The organism is Pleomorphochaeta naphthae, assembly GCF_055396005.1.
In genome coordinates this window covers 1425062-1447262 of sequence record NZ_AP042457.1, presented here as the reverse complement: position 1 = coordinate 1447262, position 22201 = coordinate 1425062, and the positions used below count along the sequence as shown (strand labels likewise).

22 protein-coding genes are annotated in these 22201 nt (G+C 27.8%); 16 read left to right on the top strand and 6 right to left on the bottom strand.

Features of this window, described 5'->3' with window-relative positions:
* Positions 1-20 precede the first annotated feature (20 nt).
* On the bottom strand, positions 21-920 hold the full coding sequence (locus ACZ5SO_RS06570; protein ID WP_464627575.1) for a dihydrodipicolinate synthase family protein: 900 nt from the start codon (positions 918-920) through the stop codon (positions 21-23).
* Positions 921-1157: 237 nt separating this feature from the next.
* Between ACZ5SO_RS06570 and ACZ5SO_RS06565 the strand changes: the two genes are divergently transcribed.
* Positions 1158-2195 (top strand): LacI family DNA-binding transcriptional regulator, encoded by a 1038-nt coding sequence (locus tag ACZ5SO_RS06565; RefSeq protein WP_464627574.1) that lies wholly within the window; start codon positions 1158-1160, stop codon positions 2193-2195.
* A gap of 467 nt (positions 2196-2662) precedes the next feature.
* Here ACZ5SO_RS06565 and ACZ5SO_RS06560 read toward each other — a convergent pair whose 3' ends face one another.
* Positions 2663-3373 carry a helix-turn-helix domain-containing protein gene (locus ACZ5SO_RS06560; RefSeq protein ID WP_464627573.1) on the bottom strand — a complete coding sequence of 237 codons (711 nt, stop codon included), beginning with the start codon at positions 3371-3373 and terminating at the stop codon, positions 2663-2665.
* Between the two features lie 343 nt (positions 3374-3716).
* Here ACZ5SO_RS06560 and ACZ5SO_RS06555 point away from each other — a divergent pair, with 343 nt between their 5' ends.
* From ACZ5SO_RS06555 to ACZ5SO_RS06525, 7 genes are all read left to right on the top strand, one after another.
* The gene (locus ACZ5SO_RS06555) at positions 3717-4751 is read left to right on the top strand and encodes a LacI family DNA-binding transcriptional regulator (protein WP_464627572.1); all 1035 of its coding nucleotides are present in this window, start codon (positions 3717-3719) and stop codon (positions 4749-4751) included.
* A 39-nt stretch (positions 4752-4790) separates the two neighbouring features.
* Positions 4791-5882, top strand: a complete 1092-nt coding sequence (locus ACZ5SO_RS06550) for an amino acid ABC transporter substrate-binding protein (protein WP_464627571.1) — start codon at positions 4791-4793, stop codon at positions 5880-5882.
* A gap of 66 nt (positions 5883-5948) precedes the next feature.
* The gene (locus ACZ5SO_RS06545; protein ID WP_464627570.1) at positions 5949-7163 is read left to right on the top strand and encodes an amino acid ABC transporter permease; all 1215 of its coding nucleotides are present in this window, start codon (positions 5949-5951) and stop codon (positions 7161-7163) included.
* Positions 7164-7166: 3 nt separating this feature from the next.
* Positions 7167-8366, top strand: coding sequence for an amino acid ABC transporter permease (locus ACZ5SO_RS06540; protein ID WP_464627569.1), 1200 nt, complete (start codon positions 7167-7169; stop codon positions 8364-8366).
* A complete protein-coding gene (locus ACZ5SO_RS06535; RefSeq protein WP_464627568.1) occupies positions 8366-9112 on the top strand; it encodes an amino acid ABC transporter ATP-binding protein in 747 nt (248 codons plus the stop codon). Before ACZ5SO_RS06540 ends, ACZ5SO_RS06535 begins: the two co-directional genes overlap by 1 nt.
* A gap of 156 nt (positions 9113-9268) precedes the next feature.
* A complete protein-coding gene (locus tag ACZ5SO_RS06530) occupies positions 9269-9982 on the top strand; it encodes a glycerophosphodiester phosphodiesterase (protein ID WP_464627567.1) in 714 nt (237 codons plus the stop codon).
* 418 nt (positions 9983-10400) lie between these two features.
* Positions 10401-10640 (top strand): hypothetical protein, encoded by a 240-nt coding sequence (locus tag ACZ5SO_RS06525; RefSeq protein WP_464627566.1) that lies wholly within the window; start codon positions 10401-10403, stop codon positions 10638-10640.
* A 58-nt stretch (positions 10641-10698) separates the two neighbouring features.
* Here the strand turns inward: ACZ5SO_RS06525 and ACZ5SO_RS06520 are convergent, their stop codons facing one another.
* From ACZ5SO_RS06520 to ACZ5SO_RS06505, 4 genes are read right to left on the bottom strand one after another with little or no spacing between them, the layout of a single operon-like run.
* The gene (locus tag ACZ5SO_RS06520) at positions 10699-11460 is read right to left on the bottom strand and encodes a hypothetical protein (RefSeq protein ID WP_464627565.1); all 762 of its coding nucleotides are present in this window, start codon (positions 11458-11460) and stop codon (positions 10699-10701) included.
* A complete protein-coding gene (gene hxsC, locus ACZ5SO_RS06515; protein WP_464627564.1) occupies positions 11447-12586 on the bottom strand; it encodes a His-Xaa-Ser system radical SAM maturase HxsC in 1140 nt (379 codons plus the stop codon). Before hxsC ends, ACZ5SO_RS06520 begins: the two co-directional genes overlap by 14 nt.
* Positions 12583-14013, bottom strand: coding sequence for a His-Xaa-Ser system radical SAM maturase HxsB (gene hxsB / locus ACZ5SO_RS06510; protein ID WP_464627563.1), 1431 nt, complete (start codon positions 14011-14013; stop codon positions 12583-12585). Before hxsB ends, hxsC begins: the two co-directional genes overlap by 4 nt.
* Positions 14006-14266 carry a hypothetical protein gene (locus ACZ5SO_RS06505; RefSeq protein WP_464627562.1) on the bottom strand — a complete coding sequence of 87 codons (261 nt, stop codon included), beginning with the start codon at positions 14264-14266 and terminating at the stop codon, positions 14006-14008. The genes hxsB and ACZ5SO_RS06505 overlap by 8 nt, the downstream gene beginning before the upstream one ends.
* Positions 14267-14414: 148 nt before the next feature.
* On the opposite strand from ACZ5SO_RS06505, the gene ACZ5SO_RS06500 reads away from it, so the two are divergent.
* The 8 genes from ACZ5SO_RS06500 to ACZ5SO_RS06465 all read left to right on the top strand — a co-directional run bounded on the left by ACZ5SO_RS06500 (position 14415) and on the right by ACZ5SO_RS06465 (position 22198).
* Entirely contained in the window at positions 14415-14768 is a 354-nt protein-coding gene (locus ACZ5SO_RS06500; RefSeq protein ID WP_464627561.1) for a transposase, read from the top strand.
* A 431-nt stretch (positions 14769-15199) separates the two neighbouring features.
* Positions 15200-16213, top strand: coding sequence for a LacI family DNA-binding transcriptional regulator (locus tag ACZ5SO_RS06495; protein WP_464627560.1), 1014 nt, complete (start codon positions 15200-15202; stop codon positions 16211-16213).
* On the top strand, positions 16206-17294 hold the full coding sequence (locus tag ACZ5SO_RS06490) for an ADP-ribosylglycohydrolase family protein (RefSeq protein WP_464627559.1): 1089 nt from the start codon (positions 16206-16208) through the stop codon (positions 17292-17294). The genes ACZ5SO_RS06495 and ACZ5SO_RS06490 overlap by 8 nt, the downstream gene beginning before the upstream one ends.
* Positions 17284-18144, top strand: coding sequence for a TIM barrel protein (locus ACZ5SO_RS06485; RefSeq protein WP_464627558.1), 861 nt, complete (start codon positions 17284-17286; stop codon positions 18142-18144). The genes ACZ5SO_RS06490 and ACZ5SO_RS06485 overlap by 11 nt, the downstream gene beginning before the upstream one ends.
* A complete protein-coding gene (locus tag ACZ5SO_RS06480; protein ID WP_464627557.1) occupies positions 18134-19021 on the top strand; it encodes a carbohydrate ABC transporter permease in 888 nt (295 codons plus the stop codon). The genes ACZ5SO_RS06485 and ACZ5SO_RS06480 overlap by 11 nt, the downstream gene beginning before the upstream one ends.
* 9 nt (positions 19022-19030) lie before the next feature.
* Positions 19031-19858 carry a carbohydrate ABC transporter permease gene (locus ACZ5SO_RS06475; RefSeq protein ID WP_464627556.1) on the top strand — a complete coding sequence of 276 codons (828 nt, stop codon included), beginning with the start codon at positions 19031-19033 and terminating at the stop codon, positions 19856-19858.
* A gap of 26 nt (positions 19859-19884) precedes the next feature.
* Positions 19885-21156 carry an ABC transporter substrate-binding protein gene (locus tag ACZ5SO_RS06470; protein WP_464627555.1) on the top strand — a complete coding sequence of 424 codons (1272 nt, stop codon included), beginning with the start codon at positions 19885-19887 and terminating at the stop codon, positions 21154-21156.
* A 49-nt stretch (positions 21157-21205) separates the two neighbouring features.
* Positions 21206-22198: a dihydroxyacetone kinase subunit DhaK gene (locus tag ACZ5SO_RS06465; protein ID WP_464627554.1), complete on the top strand. Its 993-nt coding sequence runs from the start codon at positions 21206-21208 to the stop codon at positions 22196-22198.
* The last annotated feature ends 3 nt before the right edge of the window (positions 22199-22201 follow it).

Sequence of the window (22201 nt, the reverse complement as noted above, 5' to 3'; positions counted from 1 at the left end):
TAACTCCTTTTGTTATTTTATTATTTTTTAAAAAATTTTCTTTCCCAATTTTTTAATTGGTCAATTAATTTATCTTTTTCAGTTTCTGAAAGATCTTTAAGAGGCGCTCTCATTTTTCCTACTTCATAACCTCTATATGCTAAAGCTGTTTTAAAGTAAGACATGTTTGATCCATTTTTAAGAATGTTTGCTAGTTCGTATCCTAAGTTTTGCAATCTTCTAGCTTCTTCTATGTCATTGCGCTTATAAGCTTCATAAATAGCAACAAATGCTTCTGGATATACGGATGCACAACCAGATACTGTGCCACTACATCCCATAGCAAGGCCTGGAACAAAAAGAATATCAGCACCAATTACAACAGAAAAATCTGGATCGATGTTTACATATTCCATAGTTCTGACAAAGTCAGCAAAACTATATTTTATTCCCACTACATTTGGAGATGCTTTACGGATATTTATAATTGATTGAGGTTTTAAGTCGTTTCCAGAGCATTGTGGAATGTTGTAGAGATAAACAGGAAAATTGTCAGAAACAGAATGTGCAATCTTTATAAAATAAGATTCTAAATCTTTATCATTAAATTTAAAATAAGAAGGAGTAACAATCCCGATACCATCTGCTCCTGATTTTTCGGCATGTTGGGCAAGTCTTATAGTTTCTGCTTCGCTCATAGCACCAACATGTATATAAACCACCGCTTTTCCATCTGCAGCTTTTATTGTTTCTTCAGCAATACTTTTTCTTTCCTCTTCGCTTAGAAGGTACATTTCTCCTGTTGTTCCACAGGGGTATAAACAGTGTGTACCATTTTTAATCTGAAATTGAACCATTTCTCGATGTTTTGCCAAATCTACATTTCCTTCTGAATCAAAAGGTGTAATCATGGCTGTGGTTAAACCATACAATTTTTTCATAAACTGCCTCTTTCGTTTAGTTAAAATTAAATAAAATTAAGTAAATAATCTTATTTATGATTTAATTTTAGCCCAATTTTTCCATATGTCAAGTAAAAAATCATTAATTTTTAAATTTGATTTAGTGAATGATTTAGTTAATTTTTAGTTAATTTATTAAATTTTAGTTAAATTTTATTTGCAATTATTTAAGGTTAGATATACAATTCATAGTGAAAACATATTTAGGAGAATGTAATGGCAACATTAAAAGATATAGCTGAGGACGCTCATGTTTCAACTGCAACTGTTTCAATGGTTTTAAATAATAAAGGGAATATAAGCGAGATAACAAAAGAAAAAGTAAACTCTTCATTAAGAAAATTTAATTATAAAAAAAAATCAACTCAGCAACTCTCTATAAATAATAAAGGTAAGACAATTAAATTCCTAAGAATTTCTAAGCATGGACATGTTGTAAATAGAGATCACGATGTTTTTATCGCAGATTATTTAGATGGACTTACAAAAGGGGCTGATACTTATAGTTTAAAGCTCGAAGTCAATTCCTATTCCAAAGCTTCAATTAAAAACATTGTTGAAACTACTTTTGGGTATAATCATAGCATTGATGGGGCGGTAATTCTTGCTACAGAACTCACAGAAGAAGATATGAATCAATTTTTAAAGGTAAATATTCCAATTGTGTTCATTGATAACTATAATGAATTTCTTCCATTTGATTATGTAGACATGGATAATAGTAGTTCCATACATATGGTTTATAATAGTATTAAACAAAATGGATATACTAATATTGGTTTTATTTCTGGCTATCCTGAGATTGCAAATTTTAAGTTAAGAAAAGAAGCATATTTAGCTGATTTGGCTAAAGATAATAAAAAACCTAATATTATTTCGATAGATTCTACATATTCTGGTGCATATGAAGATATGAAAAGAATTATTAATGATTTAAATGGTAATTTAATGCCAATATATATCTGTGCCAACGATATCATTGCATTAGGTGCTATGAGAGCTTTAACAGAATGTGGTTTTAAGGTTCCACAAGATGTTGCATTAGTTGGATTTGATAATTTACCTATTGCAACTCAACTTTCACCTAGTCTTTCTTCGGTTGCGGTATCTAAAAGAAAAATTGCACATTTTGCTGTGCAAATTTTATATGAAAGAATGAAGAATCCTGATTTGCCAAATGTGCGTATTCTTGTAGGAGGTAATTTTCTAAAAAGAGAGAGTATTGCTTTTATTAATGAATTAGAAGAATATTAAGAGTAAAGAATATAATGTTTATTTTGTCTTTTGGTAAGTGTTTAATGTCTTTATTATTAGACTTTTATAATTAATAAGTTTAAATGTTTTAAAGTAGTTTTATGTTTTAAAAATTCATCTTTTTAGAAATGAATTCTATATGAATTGCAGATAATTTCTTTAAAGATGGATATATTGTTTTATTTTTTTTAGTAAAATAACTGTATATTGGAAAATAGGTTAAGAGGATTTTTCTTTATCTAATATAAAGAAACTATTAGTCTCAACATTGATATAGTGGGTGTATTATAAACAAATGGAATTATTATTTCCAATATTTAATTTATTAAATAATAAAGTATGAATAAATGACTAATATATATATGAAGTAGAGAATTATAATCCATAATTTACCTCACATGCACCTTTTTGGTAACTTGCTATAGGAGCACAAAAGAACACTTTTGTTCTAATAATATCCTCTTTTGTTATTTTTTAATCTGTTTAAGTCTTGAAAATTCAGCACCTAAATCGTTCATAAGATTAGGAAACAATCTTTTAAATCTAACAAGACGTGGATGATTAAAATTATCAACATCAAATAGCCCTAAATGCTGATATGAATAAAGTGTTCTCTCACTAATAGGTATTTCATATTTATGAGTTTCATAAATATGATGAAAAGATTGTCCTTTTTTTACTAGAGGTGTAATCAAATCATTAGTAAATTGGAATTCAGCTTCATTAATAGCAATTCCAGCTCTTTTAGCAACTAATACTTCTTTGTACTGTTTTTGAGCATATATACTATCATAAAGTCTTTTTTCTAAATCACATCTAAAATAATTACTACAATTATTACAAACGTAAGGAGCTTTATCTAAAAGAGGACATTCCTCTTTAATATAATCTTTACAAGCATAATTACATTTACCACAAGTAGAACATCTCTTACCTGGACAATTAATATTGTCACACATGTAGACTTTAGTACAAGTTTTTCTGAATTTACAGTCATTAAAGTAATGACTCCATTTAGCACCTTTCCTTTTAAGCTGCATATGAGCTCTTACTTCTCTAGAAACAGTAGAAGGAGACCTAGTAATCTCTTTAGCAATTTGCTTAAAGGATTGCTTACCTAGTAATCCATGTATTTTATGTCTTTCATTAGAAGTTAAATGTTTAAAGTTGTTATTCATAATGTTATTCCTCCTTGACTTGAATAACTAACCAAACACAAAAACCAACAAGAATGAAATATTGTAAATCCACTTAAAAACAGAAAACAAGAGTAAAAAGCTATAAAAATTTATTTGCACTACTAAATGCAACTATATCTTTTGCAATATTTACTGCAACCAAATTAGCTATAAAAAAAAGAAGTAAGGTTGCATTAGGTATTTCAAGTAATATCGTAATATGTCTTGATAGTCATTAAAATTAAAATTTGACAACTTAAAAATGACGTGATATGATAATTTTGTTAAAACGTTTTAGCATGCTAATTTTGTTTGTTAAATCGTTTTAGCATAGGATGAAAAAATGGCTAGTGTAAATTTAAAAAAAATAGCAGAAGAGGCGGGAGTTTCAATAACTCTTGTATCGTTAGTATTAAATAATAAGAAATCAAGAGTGTCTAAAGTTACTGAGAGAAGAATTCTTGAAATAGCTGAAAAATATAATTATGTACCAAATAGATTGGCAAGTGGTCTAAAGTCTAAGAAGACACATATTATTGGAATTTTAGCTCCATTTACTCCAGTTGGTTATTTTAGTGAGTTAATATATTACATAGAACAATGTGCTATAAAAAAAGGTTATATGGCTGTGGTATTAAATACTTTTCATGATCCTCAAAAAGAAACGGATTCATTAAATTTATATAAGTCAAATATTTTTGATGGCTTATTAATTTCCTCAGTTTCTAATTCGCCTGTAACTAATATTTACAAGAATATGCAAGAATCTAGATTCCCATTTGTTTTTATTGATCGTTATGCCGATAATGTAAACGCTGATATAGTTTCATCAGATCATTATAAAGTAAGTTTTGATATGACAAGTAAAGCTTTAGACAAAGGTAATGATAATATTTTATTTTTATATAGAAAAGATCAAGTATTAACATCAACCGCTGAGTTAAGAAAAAAAGGTTATACAGATGCAATGAAAGCAGCCGGTTTAAAACCTCTTTTACAAACTTTTTCTGTAACTGGTGAAGAGCATCAAGTACAAACAGACTTCTTAGAAAAAATAAATCAAATTGATGAAACTTTTAACTCTGTTTTCTTATATTCAGGTTATTACTTACCATATTTTTTAAAAGCATTGAACCAATCAAACTTAAAAGATAAAGACATTGATATTTATACAGTTGATGGAGTTGATTTTAATCAAGATTGGATAGGAGATACTTATCAGATAGAAAAGCTAAATGGTCATTTTGTTACAGTCTTACAAGATATAAAAAAAATTGCAGAAACGGCTACAGAACGTTTGATTTCTAAAATTGAAAATCAGATTAGCCTTGAGGATAATAAAAAAATATTCATACCTACAAAATATTTTGAAGTATGATTTTTATAATACGGGTAACCGTAATAGGAGGAGAGTGATATGAAAAAAAGAACTGTTCTTATGTTGATGATAGCATTAACATTTGCACTTTTAGTATCTTGTAGTGCTAAAAATGAGGAAGGTGAAACTGCAGAGTCTAATGAAACTGTTGTACAAAAGAGTGAAGTTGAAACCACAAAAACAATGAGTACCTTAGAGCAAGTCAAAAAAAGAGGTTATGTCGTAGTTGGCGTGAATGCCTCTAATCCTGGATTTTCATTCCTCGAAGAAGATGGATCTTACAAAGGATTTGAAGTTGAACTAGCTAAAGCAATAAGTGTTGCAGTCTTTGGATCTCCAGATAATATCGAATATCGTCCATTAACTTCTAAAGAAAGATTTACAGCTCTACAAAGTGGAGAAATTGATGTGTTAATTAGAACTGCCACTATTACAACTAGTAGAGATACAGAGCTTGGACTTGATTTTACATGCCCTTATTTTTACGATGGTCAAACTTTCTTAGTAAATGGTGATTTGGACATAAATACTATGGAGGATTTAGAAGGAGCAACTATTGCTGTATTAACTGGTAGTACAACAGAAACTAATCTAGCTGCTATAATGCAAAGTAAAGGAATTGAGTATACACCTATTACATATGAAAATCTTGATGAGATGAAATCTGCTTTTGTAAATGGAAGAGTGGACTCACTTTCAGTAGATAAATCTAGTGCAGTTGTATTTTTACATCAATATGCAGATGCTGGTAATTTTAAAGGGCTTGAAGAAACTATCAGTAAAGAACCTTTAGGAATTGCAGTACGTCATGGGGATAACAATTGGAAAGATATTTGTCAATGGACATTATATGCTCTATTTTTTGGAGATGAACACAATATTACAAGTTCTAATCTAGATGAAGTTCTTTCTTCTACAACTAGTCCTGAAATTAAGAATTTCTTAGGAACAGGAAAAGAACTTGGCCCTATGATGGGATTAAATGTTGATTGGGCTTATCAAGTAATTAAACAATGTGGAAATTATGGTGAAATTTATAATCGTGAACTTACTGAACCTATGAAAGTTACAAGAGGCTTAAATAAACCTTGGAGTGAAGGTGGGCTTTTATTTGCTTTACCATTTAATTAGGGTATAACATTTCTCTGTTTTTCAAAATTTGGGAAACAGAGAAGATATTTAAGTTTAGGAGTTCATATGAAATTTAGGAGAAAAAAGAAAATTGCTTTTAATTCAATTTTGCTAGATACTCATAAAAGATTAGGCTTATTTCAATTTATATTTTTCGTATTTATTATCTATATCATAGCTATATTAACAACTAATGTTCTTGCATCTTTAGCAAGATTGGATATGACACCATCCTTTAAGTTTTTAAAAAATCCTAGTCATATTGATATTGGAGAATCACTTATAGATGTGAACAATAGTTCTTCTTTTTTGAGGATAATATTTGCAGGATTTATAAATACAATCTCCATAACTGTGGTTGCAATCTTTTTTTCAACATTCATTGGAATTTTTATAGCACTTTGTAGATTGTCATCAAACTGGTTAATAAAGAAAATCGCTATTGTATATATTGAAATTATAAGAAATATACCACTACTACTTTTGCTTTTGATTTGGTACAGAGCATTCTTTTTAAAACTTCCAGGAGTAAAAAATTCCTTTTTAATTGGTAAGAGTGTAAGTAGCGATGGAGTTACTAATATAAATTTTTCTCTTTCTAATAGAGGCTTAAGTATGACTTGGTTAAAACCTACTGATCACATTAAGCCTTGGTTAATATGCATATTAATAGGTTTAATCTTAGCTATTATTTTAGTTCTGTATTTAAAGAAAAGAGAAAATATTACAGGTAAAGAGCAAAGAACTATTTTATTTCCTTTTCTTCTTTTTGTAGGATTTATACTCATTACTTATTTTATATTACCACAAAAACCTTTATATAAAGATATTCCAGTGCTAGGAAAATTTAATATAAGTGGTGGCTTACATGTTACAGCAGAGTGGTTTAGTCTTTTTTCTGGATTAGTTTTATATACTTCAGGTTTTATAGCTGAGATATTTAGATCTGGGATTCAAGGAGTTCCAAAGGGACAAATTGAAGCAGCTAGAGCTTTAAATTTAACACATATGCAAACAGTACGTTTAGTTGTAATACCTCAAGCAAAAGTTGTAATAATTCCACCTTTAACAAGTCAATACTTGGGAGTTGCAAAAAACACCTCTCTTGGAGTAGCAATAGGATTCCCAGATATGTTTGCTATTACAGGTACAATAATAAATCAAACTGGTAGAACTTTAGAAATGATTTTATTAGTAATGCTTATATATTTAACATTAAGTTTGATAACTAGTTATTTTATGAACCAATATAATAAAAAAGTTCAGCTAAAGGAGAGATAGAAAATGAAAAATAAGAATAATCCTTTTTTGACAGCTGATGAATTAGAAAATCCAATATTATTTTGGTTAAAGAAAAACTTGTTTTCTTCAATTGGAAATACTATTTTAACATTTGTCTCAATTTTTCTATTTTATATTTTAATTAAAAAAGGTGTTTTACCTTTGTTAGAATTAGATTGGACTGTTATAAAAGCTAATTTAAAATTAATATTTACAGGTTCTTATCCCATTGATCAAATTTGGAGAGTCTGGATAGTAGCACTTTATATATCAATATTTTTTGGATTTACATTTAAACTCTTTTCAACAAGAGTTCCAAAACTTATTTTTGTAATTTCAGCTATTTTATTATTCTTCTGCTTTTTAGATTTTTCATTACAATCAAAAATCTTTTTAGCTTTAATAGCCATCTTTTTAATAATCCCATATCTTTTAGGATCATTAATTACGAAAAGAAAATTAACAATCGTTGTTACAATTGGTTGGATTTTTTTAATGCCATTTTCTTTTATAGTTATTAGAGGCTTTGGTGGATTTTTGCCAATTGTTAAACCAAATTTATGGGGAGGATTGTTATTATCTCTATTAATTAGTCTAACAAGTATTTTCCTATCCCTTCCAATTGGACTATTTCTTGCGCTAGGAAGGCGAAGTAAAATGAAGCTAATAAGTGTTGTTTGTACTGTGATAATTGAAGTTGTCAGAGGAGTACCTTTAATAACTATCTTATTTATTGGCTATCTTATTCTTCCTATGGCTCTCCCAACAAGTTGGACACCATCAGTATTTATTAGAGCTTTAGTTGGAGTAATAATGTTTCACAGTGCATACATGGCCGAGTCTTTTAGAGGAGGATTACAAGGAATAAGTGTCACTCAATATGAAGCTGCTATAAGCCTCAATATAGGGACTGGTAAAACTATGTTATTGATTATTCTTCCTCAGGTTTTGAAAAGAATGATTCCAATACTAGTAAATGCTTTTACATCAGCTCTTAAGGATACAAGTTTGATTAGTATTATTGGAATGCTAGATTTAATAGGAATATCAACTTCGATTGTTAGTAATCCAAAATATTTAACAGGAAGTGCACAAGTTTTATTTTTCGAAGGTCTTATTTACTTTATTCTTTGTTATAGCATTTCAAAGGGAAGTATGATTTTAGAAAAGAGACTAGGAATAAAAAGTAAGGTTGGTTTGTAATGGAAAAACAAGAATTAATTAGATTTGAAGATGTACATAAATGGTATACTCCAGAATTTGAAGTATTAAAGGGTGTTGATTATAAATTTTATAAGGGAGAGGTTACAGTTATTATTGGCCCTTCTGGAAGTGGAAAATCTACTTTTTTAAGAACTATAAATGCATTAGAAGAATATCAAAAAGGTAAGATTACAGTAGATGGAATAGAATTAAATCGTAATATTAAAAATATAAATGCAATTAGAAGTAAAATTGGAATGGTTTTTCAACAATTTAATTTATTTCCACATCTGACCGTTTTACATAATATTACGCTATCTCCAATTTGGATTTTAAAACAAAGTAAAGAAGAAGCAGAAGCAAATGCACTTAAACTTTTAGATAGGGTAGGTTTGAAAAAGCATGCAAACAAGTATCCTAATCAACTTTCAGGCGGGGAACAACAAAGAGTTGCTATAGCTCGCTCTCTTGCAATGAATCCTGAAATAATGCTTTTTGATGAACCTACTAGTGCTTTAGATCCTGAAATGATTAAAGAAGTTCTTGATGTAATGACTGAGTTAGTCGATAAAAATATGACCCTAATTGTTGTAACTCATGAACTTGGATTTGCTAAAGCAGTTGCAAATAATGTGATATTCTTTGATGGAGGAAAGATTGTTGAAACCGCTCCGCCAAAAGAATTTTTTATGAACCCCAAAAATGATAGAACAAAGACGTTTTTATCTCAAATTCTTAATCATTGATAAACGATATTAGTTGTTTGTTTTGATTTGTAATTGATTGAATAAATAAAGTTTTAACTAGCATACAAGATAATTTATATCTATTAGTTTTTATGAAAAATACTACAGAGTAAAAATCATAATTATTAATAATATTGCTACAATGGAGTAGTTTTTATGAAAATATTTGCCCATAGAGGCTTTAGTGGAGAATATCCAGAAAATACGATGATTTCTTTTGAAAAAGCAGTTGAAGTAAAAAGTGATGGGATTGAGTTAGATGTACATCTATCTAAAGATGGAAAATTAATAATTATACATGATGAGAAGTTATATAGAACCACAGGTTATCCAGGTAGAGTTTGCGATTATACAAAAGATGAGTTGATTAAAATAAATGCCGGTAAAACAAAAAATGATAGCTTTGGATTTACTCCGATAGTTGAATTTGTGCAATATTGTGATTATATAAAAGATAAAAATATTATCACAAATATTGAAATCAAAACGAATAATATGTATTATCCTGGAATTGAAAAAAAGGTTTTAAAAGTAATAAAACAATATGATATAGAAGATAAAACTATATTTTCTTCATTTAATTGGCTTTCTATAGTTCAGATAAAAAAGCTCAATCCCAATATTAAAACTGCTTTATTGCAAGAAAATTATCTAACAGAAAACATTAGTGATTTAGAAAAAACTTTTGGGTTTGACTATTACCATCCAGATGTTAGATTGTTGACAGAAAGTCAGGTATTAAATTGTAAGAAAAATAATATAGAACTAAATGTTTGGTCAGTTAATGATTTATCACAATTTGAAAAATTAAAAGATTGGAATGTATCAGGTGTAATAACAAATTATCCAAATCTATTTGTTAAAAACTAAAATTATTTATTTAGACTATTGTTATATAAAGATTTACTATAATATTAAACATGACATTGTTTTTGTTTGTTAAATGCTTTTAAGATTTTCTTAATTACTCGAGATAAGCATTTCTTCCAAAATCTAATATAAGTCAATATAAAAAAGCTTTTTTATATGTTACTTATTCAATCGTATTTTAATATTTAGTAGTAAGCGCAAACGATTTTACGCTTACAGTTGAATTAGTTGATTTTTTCGTTATTGTGAATTGTGGTAAAGATAAAAATGTATTACTATATCGACTCATTGGGCACTTCCTGTATTGTGTAAGTTTGGTTTCTAATACAATAACAGAGAATGTGCCCTTTTTCTATTTTTTTTATTTATTTATTTTTTTAATTTAGATAGGTTCATAATTTTCCCACAAATAAAACCCATGAACCTTTTAAAAGAGGCTGGAATTAGTTTATTTGATTTAGTTTTATCTACTGTTAAAAGAATGCCTAGTAATCATAAGAAAAAAATTGTATTAGCAGGTGGTGTTATTACCAAAGATAAAGTGGTAAGAGATAGCTTTTATAACAAAATGAACCAATATTTACCTGATTATGAGATTTTCCTTGATTCAGCTAATAATGCACTAAATGGTGCACTATTGATTGCGATGAGTTTGTGATATTTATTAGTTTTTTTTATTATAACAAGTTAAATTTTTGGTTGTCTACCAAATTATTTTATTTACATTTTAACTTAATTTGATTTATTAGGTTTTCGATTAATTTATCTAGATTGGCATCCTCTTGATTGATAGTTTCTTTTGTTCCTTTTTCTTGATCTAATATATTAAATAAAGCAAGATATTTTTTTTCAACTTCTTCACGTATTATTAACCCTGATATAATATAATCTATTTGGCCTTCTAAATAATCTAAAGTATTTTGGTTCCTAATTATTTCAATATCTTCTTGTTTTAAAACATTTGTAAAACTTTTCATGTTTTTGAACATTTTTTCTGTTGGTATTGAGTCGTTATCTAAATTAAAGCAATTTATGTCTTTTAATACAAATGTTTTATCCTTAAATGAGATTGTATTATCAGAAGCTGTAACTGATTGTGTTGACTTTGTATTGGTAGAACTATTGGTACTTGGTGTTAAAGTAGTGATAGTAGATTTTGAATATATTGGACTGGTATAGCTTGGACTGGCATATGTTGAGTACGTTGAAGTGCTTGTACTACTTCGATGTGAATAATGTGATCTGTGAGAGCTGTGTGAACTATGAGACCTATGTGAACTATGAGATCTATGGGCAGCAATCAATTGAGAATTAGATTTTAAATTACCATCATAAAGCGTAAAATTATCCATTTGCTTTAAGCTGTTATTTGTATTCTTATTTGTAGTAGAAGCATATACAGGTATCATATTTTTAGTTGGAAGTAAAAATAGCAAGCCGAAAATTATGGAAAAAATTTTACTCTTAATGTATTTCATTAAATGTTCCTTTTAATTTATATGTAATTGGAGTTGTTTTTTCATCTAGATAATTTGGATCAGTTGTAGCAAAGACCCCCCCACAAATATCTCTCATTGCACAAAAATTACAATGTGGTAAATAATATGTTTTCCAATCGGAGATAGTAGGTACGCAATATTTCCAAATTTTCATATCTACCTTACAAACTTGATGGTTAAAAATAAATATAGGTATATTCCTTTGTTTAGCGGTCTTTATTGCATTAACTAATTGTAAATTATAATCACTTTGCTTTATGTATAATTGTTCTGCATTTTTCAGTGCAGCACCCGAATATTCCATTCCTATTAAAGCTAACCTTTTTATATATGGAAGATTGTTATATGAAAAGTTTATAAAAGAGGGTAGTCTATTATAGTTTAGTTTATTGATGATGAAGCGTAGTTCAATTTTTTGTTGATAATAAGCCATATAGTGAAGAGCTTTTATTGTTTTCCAAAAAGATCCTTTAACTTGTGTTAATTTATCATGAATCTCAGGTATATCTGCGTACAATGCTACACAAAATGTTACATCAATTTTTTTAATCATGATTAATTCAAATAATTGTGTAGCATCACTCAAATTGTTGGCATTTGATAATATATCGATTTGTATTTTATTATTTTTTTTATATAGTTTCTCAATTATCTCAATCAAATAATCTATATTTAAAGTAGGTTCACCTCCAGTAAGCCCAATTTGATTAATATTCTTGTTAAGTAAATCAATAATTTCAAAGTTTTTTTTCCTTAAATTTGGTATCTCATCAGTATTAGTTTGAGGGCAATTTATACATCTTAAATTACAATGATTATTGACTAATAATGAATTATCATTAGAGTCTTTGGAAATATGAGTTATAATTTCTTTTTCTTCAGTAATTTCTAAAATATCATTAATTTGAAAAATAGGATTATCTTCCAATATAATTGAATTCTTTTTTGTAGGATTGTTGGTGATGAAAATTTTATGAATATTAAAATTTTTATGGACTTTCAATGTATACTCATAGAAATTAGAATTTTCTTTAAAGTTGTTTATCGTTCCAATTACATAATTTTTTAAAGTGAAATTGGATTTAGTATAATTTATTGTTCTCATAATTGGACCTCTGAATAGGGTCTATAAGTAATCCAACTCCAAAATACATCTAAATATTTTTCGTTTTCTAAGATGAGTTTAAATAAAATATCTATCACTCCTTTATATTTCTTACAATTAGTGTTTTCTATGTGAAGTATTTTTTCTTGATAAGTTCTAACTGAATCTTTTCCACAATAAGGAATATAGGGGCATGCAAAGCAATTTATATCTGCTTCGTTAATATTATTTTTAATAATCTCGTGTAATTTTATATTGTTAAAGATTTCTTTATAACTATTAGTACAAACATTTCCCAAGCAAAAAGTATCATCATTAAATTTAGAAAGCATCCTAGCTTCATCTGAAACAAAAACTTTACCGTTTATATCATATACTGCACATCCTATTCCATTACCAGAAGGGGACTGGATATCCACAAACCCATTTGAAAAAGGAGTTAATATCTTTCTTAGAAAAACGCAAGCAAATTCTTCACTTATAAGGATCCCTTCAATATTTTTATTTAAAATATAGAGTAACCCTTTTTCATAATAGTTCAAATATTCTTCAACTGTGTAGGATAGAAAATCTTGATTTTTTTCAGCCATTCCATAGGGGTTTAGAGGTCGTAGAAAAATTGATTTAAGTCCTAAGTTAATATAGCAATCAATACATTCTTCAATTTTGTCTAATGAATATTTAGAAATAGTCATCAGCGCGGAAACTTTATCAGTTCCATATTGTTTTTGAATATGTTTAATATTATTAGTTACTAAATCATAATTATTATTATTGTTGATAGACAATCTATTTTTATTATGTATGTGTGGTGGTCCATCAAGTGATGTTGAGATATAAATATTATTTTTTTTTATGAAATCAAATTGCTTTATATTAATTGATAATAAATTCGTGCATAAAACATATTCTATTATTTTGTTCTTTTTTTTATTTAAATATTTCATGTAACTAACAATAAATACTATTGTTTCAAAATTTAAAGTAGGTTCTCCACCTTGAAATTCTACTTTTATTAAATCAGATGGACATTGAATTATTTTTTTACATATTTCCTTTGCTGTTTCTAGAGATAAATCTAGATTTTTATTTCTTTTTTTTGAATTGCTACTAGCATGACAATAAGTACAATTGGAATTACAATTGTGAGAAATAATTATGATATGTAAAGACGTAAAATAATTTAAAAAATCTTTTTTTGTTCTTAATTTAATTGCTAATTCGTCAATAGCATCATCTAAATAATTGTGTTCACATACAAAAAAATTACTTTTTAAATCATTTAAAATATCAGTCGGTAATTTATCTGGGGTAAATAATAAAGTTGTAAAATTACTTGGTGAAATAAAGTAATATTGACCAACTTCATTTGTAAGTAAAATGAGATTGTTTATTTGTTTATGCCTAAAAGGTAGTAATTTAATCATGGCTTATAGGACTGAAAGCTTTTTTATACAAAATTTCTCTTATAGAAGATACTTGATGTTCAATATAAAGAGTATTTTCAATTTTTATAATTTTGTTTTGTATAACTTGCTTCTCCGTTTCAGATAAGTCGTTTTGAGTTAATATAATCCAAAAATCATCTAATTCTTTTATGGTGAAATTTTTATTTTCTGATAAAAAATAAATGATTGAATTTTTACTGATTAGCGATTTTGGGATATTTATTTTAGCCATCTTTATTCTCACCTCTAGGTAACTTATTATTTATATTTTTGCAGTGTATAAGATTATTTGTGATATTGCAATAATTATTAATGTGTAATTATAAAAGCTCTATATCCTATATGATGTTTCATATTTAAATTTTAAATATTTAAATTTAATGAAAATAACTTTAAAAAAAATCTTCTTAATAAATAAACAACACCCAATTATTGAAACAATATATAAAGTAATAATAGATTTTAAATCAGCAGTATTTAAAACTAAAAGTACTAGTGATTTTAAAAAATGGTTAAATAAAGTAAAGGAACTAAACATCCTAGAATTAAACAGTTTTGTGAAAGGTCTTGAAAGAGATATCAAAGCTGTGCTTACTGATATTAATGAAAAATATAACAATGGATTAGCAGAAGGAACCGTTAATAAAATAAAATTTATTAAAAGAATTATGTATGGAAGATGTAAATTTAATACTCTAAGAAATAAAATATTAATTGCTGAAAAATATAACTAATCCCCAATTAATGGGAAGAGCCATTCATAACTTGACGTTTATAGATATATAAAACAATTTTTTAGAATTAAACTTTACTTACTCATGCATTTAATAAAGTAATTGATATCCAATTTATTTTGTTTCTATTTTTCCTAAATAGTTAAAACAAAGTTAGACTGATATGAATCAAATATGTAATATTTTTTTACAGTTTAATTCAAAGATATAATCTCAATTTAGATATCCTAAAACAACTTAAAATTACCATTAATTATTAAAATATAGCAAAGTATTTAATTACTTGTAAGTTACAGTGTTTTGTTACGCTTTATGTGCAAAATCATGTAACGTTACAATTTAATTGTTTATATTATATGGATTTAAATCTATTTATAAAAAGATTTTGACATTAAATAATCTGTGGAATATACTTTATGTAAGGTTACAAAATGAATAAATCAAATAAAAAAGTTACAATGCAAGATATTGCAGATCATTTAAATTTATCTAGAAATACGATTTCAAGAGCATTGTTGAATAAAGATGGCATAAGTGAAGAAGTTAAGCAAAAAGTTATAATTACAGCAAAATCTTTAGGATATGAAAAAAAAGTTGTTTATACAAAAAAGAGAGAAAAAACTATTTGTGTAATAACATGTAGAGACTTTTTTTTAGATCAAACATATTTCGCAGAAATTTTTTTAGGAATTGAAGAAATATCTAAAAAACATGATATTTTTGTAAATTTTTTAGTCATTGATGAGGAAAGTACAAGCATCAATCATCAAGATAATGTTTTAGGCTTTATTATTGCAGGAAAGATAAAATCAAATATTGTGAAAATTCTTTCTAATTTAGATGTTCCAAAGGTATATATAGACTTTGAACCTGATGGAGCTAGTGATGATGTTGTAATTATGGATAATGAAAAAGGACTTAATCTAATTTTTAAGGAATTAATTAAAAAGGGGCATAAAGAAATCGGTTTTATTGGAAATAAATTTATGTATACAAGCTTTTATAAGCGATATCAATATTTTTTATCAGAATTAAGAGAAAATAATCTAAAAAAAATAGATGAATACATTTTAACAGACTCACAACAACCCTACTGGCAATATGGTGTTATAAAAAATGAATTAAAAAAAATGACAAAATTTCCAACTGCCTTTATATGCGTAAATGACAGAACAGCCTTTGCACTAATAAAAGAAATAGATGCTCTTGGCTTAAGAATCCCTGATGATATATCTGTAATTGGTTTTGACAATGTTAAGGACAACGAAATATTTTCACCAAGTTTAACAACAGTAAATGTATATAAAGGTGAATTGGGAAGGGTAGCTTGTTCTCTATTATTACAAAAAATAAAAAATAAAGACTTGATTTCTAAGAAAATATTGGTGGATGTTTCTCTAATAGAAAAAAAATCAGTCAAAATGCTAGGAGTTAGTGATGAGTAAATTATTTGATAAAGTGTATGGTGCTTTAATTGGTGCTGCCATAGGAGATGCTATGGGAGGGCCTGTAGAAGGCTTTACTTTTGAAAAAATTAAGGAAAAATATGGGATTGTAGATGATTTAATTGATTATGATCCTGAAATAAAAATTGCACCACATGGACCTTTTTCTTTAACTGCTGGCTCTTATACTGATGATAGCAGAATGAGTAAAATATTTGCTAAATCAATTATTCAAAAAAAAGGTGTGCCAACAAAAAATGAACTTAGTAAATTATTCTATGAAGAATATTATAGTTCTAATGATTTATTAACAAAAGAATTTCTTGAAGAGTATGTTGAAAAAGCAATATTTAAAGAAGATAAAACTTGTTTTGGAGGGCAACCAACCAATGGAGCTATTATGGGAATTGCCCCATTTGGAGTAATATCACCTTGTAATCCCCTAAAAGCGTTAACTGATTCCTTTAATACTTTGTTTATGGCAGAAGGTTATGCTAGATATTCAACAGCTTTAGCAGCTGCAGCAATTTCTTCAGCTTTTATTCCTAATATAAGTATAGATGGTATTTTATTCGAATCATTGAATGCAATAAACAAACATAAATCATATATTGAGGGTCCATACTGGCAAAATTCTAATATGTATCCATTTGTAGGGATGAAAAATGAAAATTTAGTTACTGAGTGTTGGAAAATTGGCGATAATTATAAAAATATTATAGAAATGCAAAAACCTTTAAGAGACATTGTTGTTCAACAATTTTTTGCAGATGCAGCAGAAACTCTATCTATTGCAATGGCATTTTTAAAAGCATCTGATGGTGATTATAGTAAAAGTGTAATAGGTTGTACTAACTTTGGTCGTGATAATGATAGTACAGCATCTGTTGCTGGGGCAATAGCTGGAGCTTATAATGGTGCTGATAAAATCCCTTCAAAATGGATTGACCTTGTTGAAAATAATAACCCTGAGCCAAGCTTTTATGATTTGTCAAAAGATTTAGTAAAGATTATTGAATCAAACAACGAAGAAAATTATAAAGTTTTAAAAAATATAAGTTGTTTGATTAATGAACAATAAAACATCAATACATCTTTCAAGTTTTTGTGATAATTGGAATGATGATTTAGAAAAATATATTTATAAAGCAAAAGAAATTGGTTTTGATTCAGTAGAAATGCCTTTATTTGATGCTAGATCTTTTGAAGTTAAGAAATATTTAAATGTTCTTAAGGATACAAAACTTTTAATTACAACAGGAAATGCAATTACTTGTGAAACAGATATAGCAAGTGTAGATAAAACCATTAGGGAAAAAGGCATTGAATATTTAAAAATTGCTATTGATAAATCATTAAGTTTAAATTCCCAATGTTTAAATGGAGTTTTATACGAACCTTGGGGAGTCTTAGATACATACACAAATGAGAATAGAAAATATCTAGTTCAAAGTTTAAATACAATAGATGAATATTTAAATCAAGTTAACTTTAAAATAAATTTAGAGCTAATAAATAGATACGAAGGAAATAGACTAAATAATATAAATCAAGGTTTATTTATATTGAATGAAGTAGATAGTAAAAACATAAATTTACACATTGATACATTCCATATGAATATTGAAGAAACAAATATATGGGAAGCGATAGTAAAGGGTGGAGATAAGATAGGATATGTACATTTTAGTGAAAATAATAGAAGTGCAATTGGTACAGGATCTATAGATTTTATTAAAATTATCGAAGCTTTAAATAGAATTAATTATCAGGGAACAATATCTATTGAGAGCTTTATTTCCACAAAAGGTGATATAGGTAAACAAATTAAAATTTGGAATGAGAGCTTATTTAAATCCAATATTGAAATGATAGAGTTTAGCTATAAATATTTAAAAAAGATTTTAAAAAGGAGTAAATATGCAAATTAATAAAGTCTCGCATTCCAAAGATCTAAAGTGGGTGATAATATTTGTCGCACCAACCTTAATAGGTCAATTAATATTTATGTTAATTCCAACAATTTCATCATTTTTAATTGGATTTGCTGATTGGAATTTATTTTCAGCTCCAAGTTTTGTTGGATTAAAAAATTATAAATATATTTTTGACGATCCTCTATTTTACAAGGTTATTAAAAATACTTTAGTATTTACTTTATTTTATGTGCCATTAAAAATAATTATAGCTTTAGCAATTGCTAATTTAATAAACAAAAAAATCAGAGGTGTTGTATTTTTTAGATCAGTATTTTTCTTACCAGCATTAACTTCAATGGTTGCAATATCTGTTGTTTGGCTTTGGCTATATAACACTGAGTTTGGCTTAATAAATATACTCTTATCCTATATCGGCATTCAAGGACCAGATTGGTTAGGAGAAGGTAAATGGGCCATGGTATCTATTATAGTTATGTCAATTTGGCAAGGGATGGGCTATGCCATGATAATTATACTAGCAGCCTTACAAAACATTCCAACAACTTTAGTTGAAGCTGCTAATATTGATGGAGCCTCTAAATCAAAAATATTCTTTTCTATTAAGATACCACTTTTGACACCAACTTTATTTTTCTTATTAATTACTAATGTTTTCTATGGATTACAAATTTTTACTGAGCCTTTTGTATTAACAAAACAAGGGCCTGCAGATGCAACTAATGTATTGACTACCTATATGTACGATTATGCTTTTAGATTTCAAAAAATGGGAATTGGATCAGCCATAGCTTGTATATTATTTGTCATTATGGCCATTATTACCTTTTTTCAATTTAAATTTGATAAATGGGTCAATTACGAAGTTTAGGAGAGGTATATGAGTATAAAGAAAGAAAATAATACATTAGCACTTATAACATTAATCTTATTATCCATTGTAATGTTATTACCCTTTTATTGGATGATAAATACATCATTAAAAATGGAACTAGAGGTTTTTACAATTCCTCCCACTTGGATTCCTTCTAAAATCATGTGGTCAAACTACAGTGGAGTATTTGATAGAATTCCATTTTTACAGGGCTTGTTTAATAGTTTTTATATAACAGCAATTTGTACAGTTGGTACAGTATTTTTCAGTAGTTTAACAGCATATGCTTTTGCAAAAATGCAATTTAGATTTAAAGGTCCATTATTTTCAATTTACTTATTGAGCATGATGATTCCTTTTCAAATAACACTAATCCCTCAATTTATATTATTTTCAAATATAGGTTGGATAGATTCGCATTTAGCCTTAATTATTCCTTTTATTTTTACAAATGGATTTGGGGTATTTATGCTCAAGCAATTTTTCCAAGCATTACCAGATGCTTTAATTGAATCCGCATTAATTGATGGTTGTTCTCAATGGAAGATTTTTAAATCAATAATGTTACCACAAGTTCAACCTGCATTAGCTTCAGTAGCAGTATTTGCAATTATAGCAAGATGGAATGATTTTTTAGGTCCATATGTAATTTTAATATCGCCAGAAAAGTTCACAATACCTATTTTAATCAACGCACTACAAGGCTTTTTCTCATCTAACTGGGCTCAAATAATGGCAGCCACCACAATGTCTATTATACCATTATTAATAGTATATATATTTGCACAAAAGTATTTTATAGAAGGAATTTCTTTATCCGGAATTAAAGGATAATAAAAATAAAAAGGAGATATAAAAACATGAAGAAAAAACTCACCCTTTTTTTAATAGTATGTTTTACAATGGTTAGTATTTTTGCTAATGGTCAAAAAGCACAACAAGAAACAGAGGAAGCACAAAACAAAGAAGTTAGAGCTATGTTATGTGTGAACGAAGCTCAAATGGCCTCATATGAAGAACTTTTTAAAAGTATTAAAGAGGATACAGGAATTACAGTAAAAGGAGATTATGTTAAAAACTGGGATGAGTTCAATCAAAAATTAATGACCCAAATGGCTGCAAAAAATCCCCCAGATATTTTAGATGTATCAGTAATTTATAAAGATCAATATATCTCAAATAACTATTTGATGGATATGACTCCTTACATGGAAGATTTTGATTTCACACCTTATTACGGTGCTATGATAGATAGTTACCAAAAAGATGGCAAAATTTATGGTTTTCCTAATGGTTGTACTTCTATTGCTGTTTATTACAACAAAACCCTTTTTGATGAAGCTGGATTAGAATACCCAACATCTGATTGGAGTGAGTCAATGAATTGGGATCAATTTTTACAAACTGTAACTCTTTTAACTAATGATAATTCAAGTAATAAACAATATGGTTTCTCAACTACATTTGAAATTGGATGGTTATTACCTTTAATTTGGCAACATAATGCAAGATTTATTAATGAAGATGGAACTCAATGTGCAATAAATACTAAAGAAGGTATTGAAGCTTTAGAATATGTCCAAAGTATAATGTTTGATAACAATGCTTCTCCATCTTATAGTGAATTAAAAGCATTAGGACCTGCAGATTTGTTTAAAGCAGGTAAACTTGCAACATTCATGGATGGTGATTGGTGGATGGGATATTTCTCAGACATTGAAGACTTTGAATGGGGTGTTGCAGCCTTACCACAAGATGAAAGAAGTGTAACAGGATTCTATATTGATGGTTGGGCAATAGCAAATAGAGCTAAAAATCCACAAGACGCTGCTGAAGTAATAAAATATTTTGCTTCAAAAGAAGGTTTAACTTCAGGAATTGCAAAAGGTACTCCACCAATGGTTTCCTTAGCTGAAAAAGAAATCGAAAGTTTATACCCATATGTTGATGATGCAACAAGACAAACTTGGAAAGGTGCATTAGCAATTGGGGAGACTCCAACATTTACAAAAAACTGGGCTCAAGTTGTCTCTGAAGCAAATAAAGTATTAGAGAGAATGTCATTAGGATTAGTTACTCCTGCTGAAGCAGCTGCTGAAATGGAAAAGAATGTAAATAGAGTTTTACTATAAAAATATAATTAGATAGCATCTTAGGATGCTATCTAAGTTAGGATTGTAAATGAATAAGCTAATAAATGATAAAGACAAAATTGTACAAGAAATGATTGAAGGATATATTCTCTCTCACAATGATAAAGTTGTTGTAAAAGGTGAAAACAATAATTTATTGTGTAGAAAATATAAAAAGAAAGATAAAGTTGGGCTTGTCATTGGCAATGGCTCTGGTCATGAACCATGTATGATAGATTTAGTAGGTTATGGCTTATTAGATGTAAATGTTGTAGGAGAGGTGTTTACAGCTCCTACACCTTATCAATTATTAGAAGCGCTTAAGGAAGCAGATTGTGGAAAAGGAGTACTTCTTTTAGTATCTTCTCATGCAGGAGATATATTAAATGCAAAAATGGCTTTAATGTTAGCCAAATTAGAAAATATCAAAGTTAAAATGTTTATTTTTTATGATGATATTGCTTCTTCCCCAAAGGGAAAAGAAAAAGAGAGACGCGGTACAGCAGGACTATTTTATACATTAAAGATTGTGGGATCTGCATGTGAGAGAGGTTATTCACTACAAGAGTGTTTTTCATTAGCTCAAAAGGTTAGAAATAATACTAGAACTATAGCTTGTGCTCTTCATTCTGGTACAAATCCAATAACAAATAAATCAATGTTTAATTTAAATGACGGAGAAATAAATATAGGGTTAGGCGTTCATGGAGAAGCCGGTCAAAAAATACAAAAAGCAGAAAATGCCCAATCTACAGTATATCAAATGGCAAGTAGTTTAGTTGACGATTTACCATTTAAAGAAGGTGATAAGATTTTTGCAATGATAAATAACAGTGGAAGTACAACTTATGCAGAGTTAATGATTTGCTACAAAGAATTATTTAAATTTCTAAAAGATAAAAATATTGAAATTGTTAGAAACTTCGTAGGAACTTATGTAACTGTGCAAGAAACTCATGGAATTTCAATAGCATTTTGTAAAGCAACATGTGAAATGATAGAATTATATGATGATAAAGCTGATTCATCTTTATTTAATTAAAAG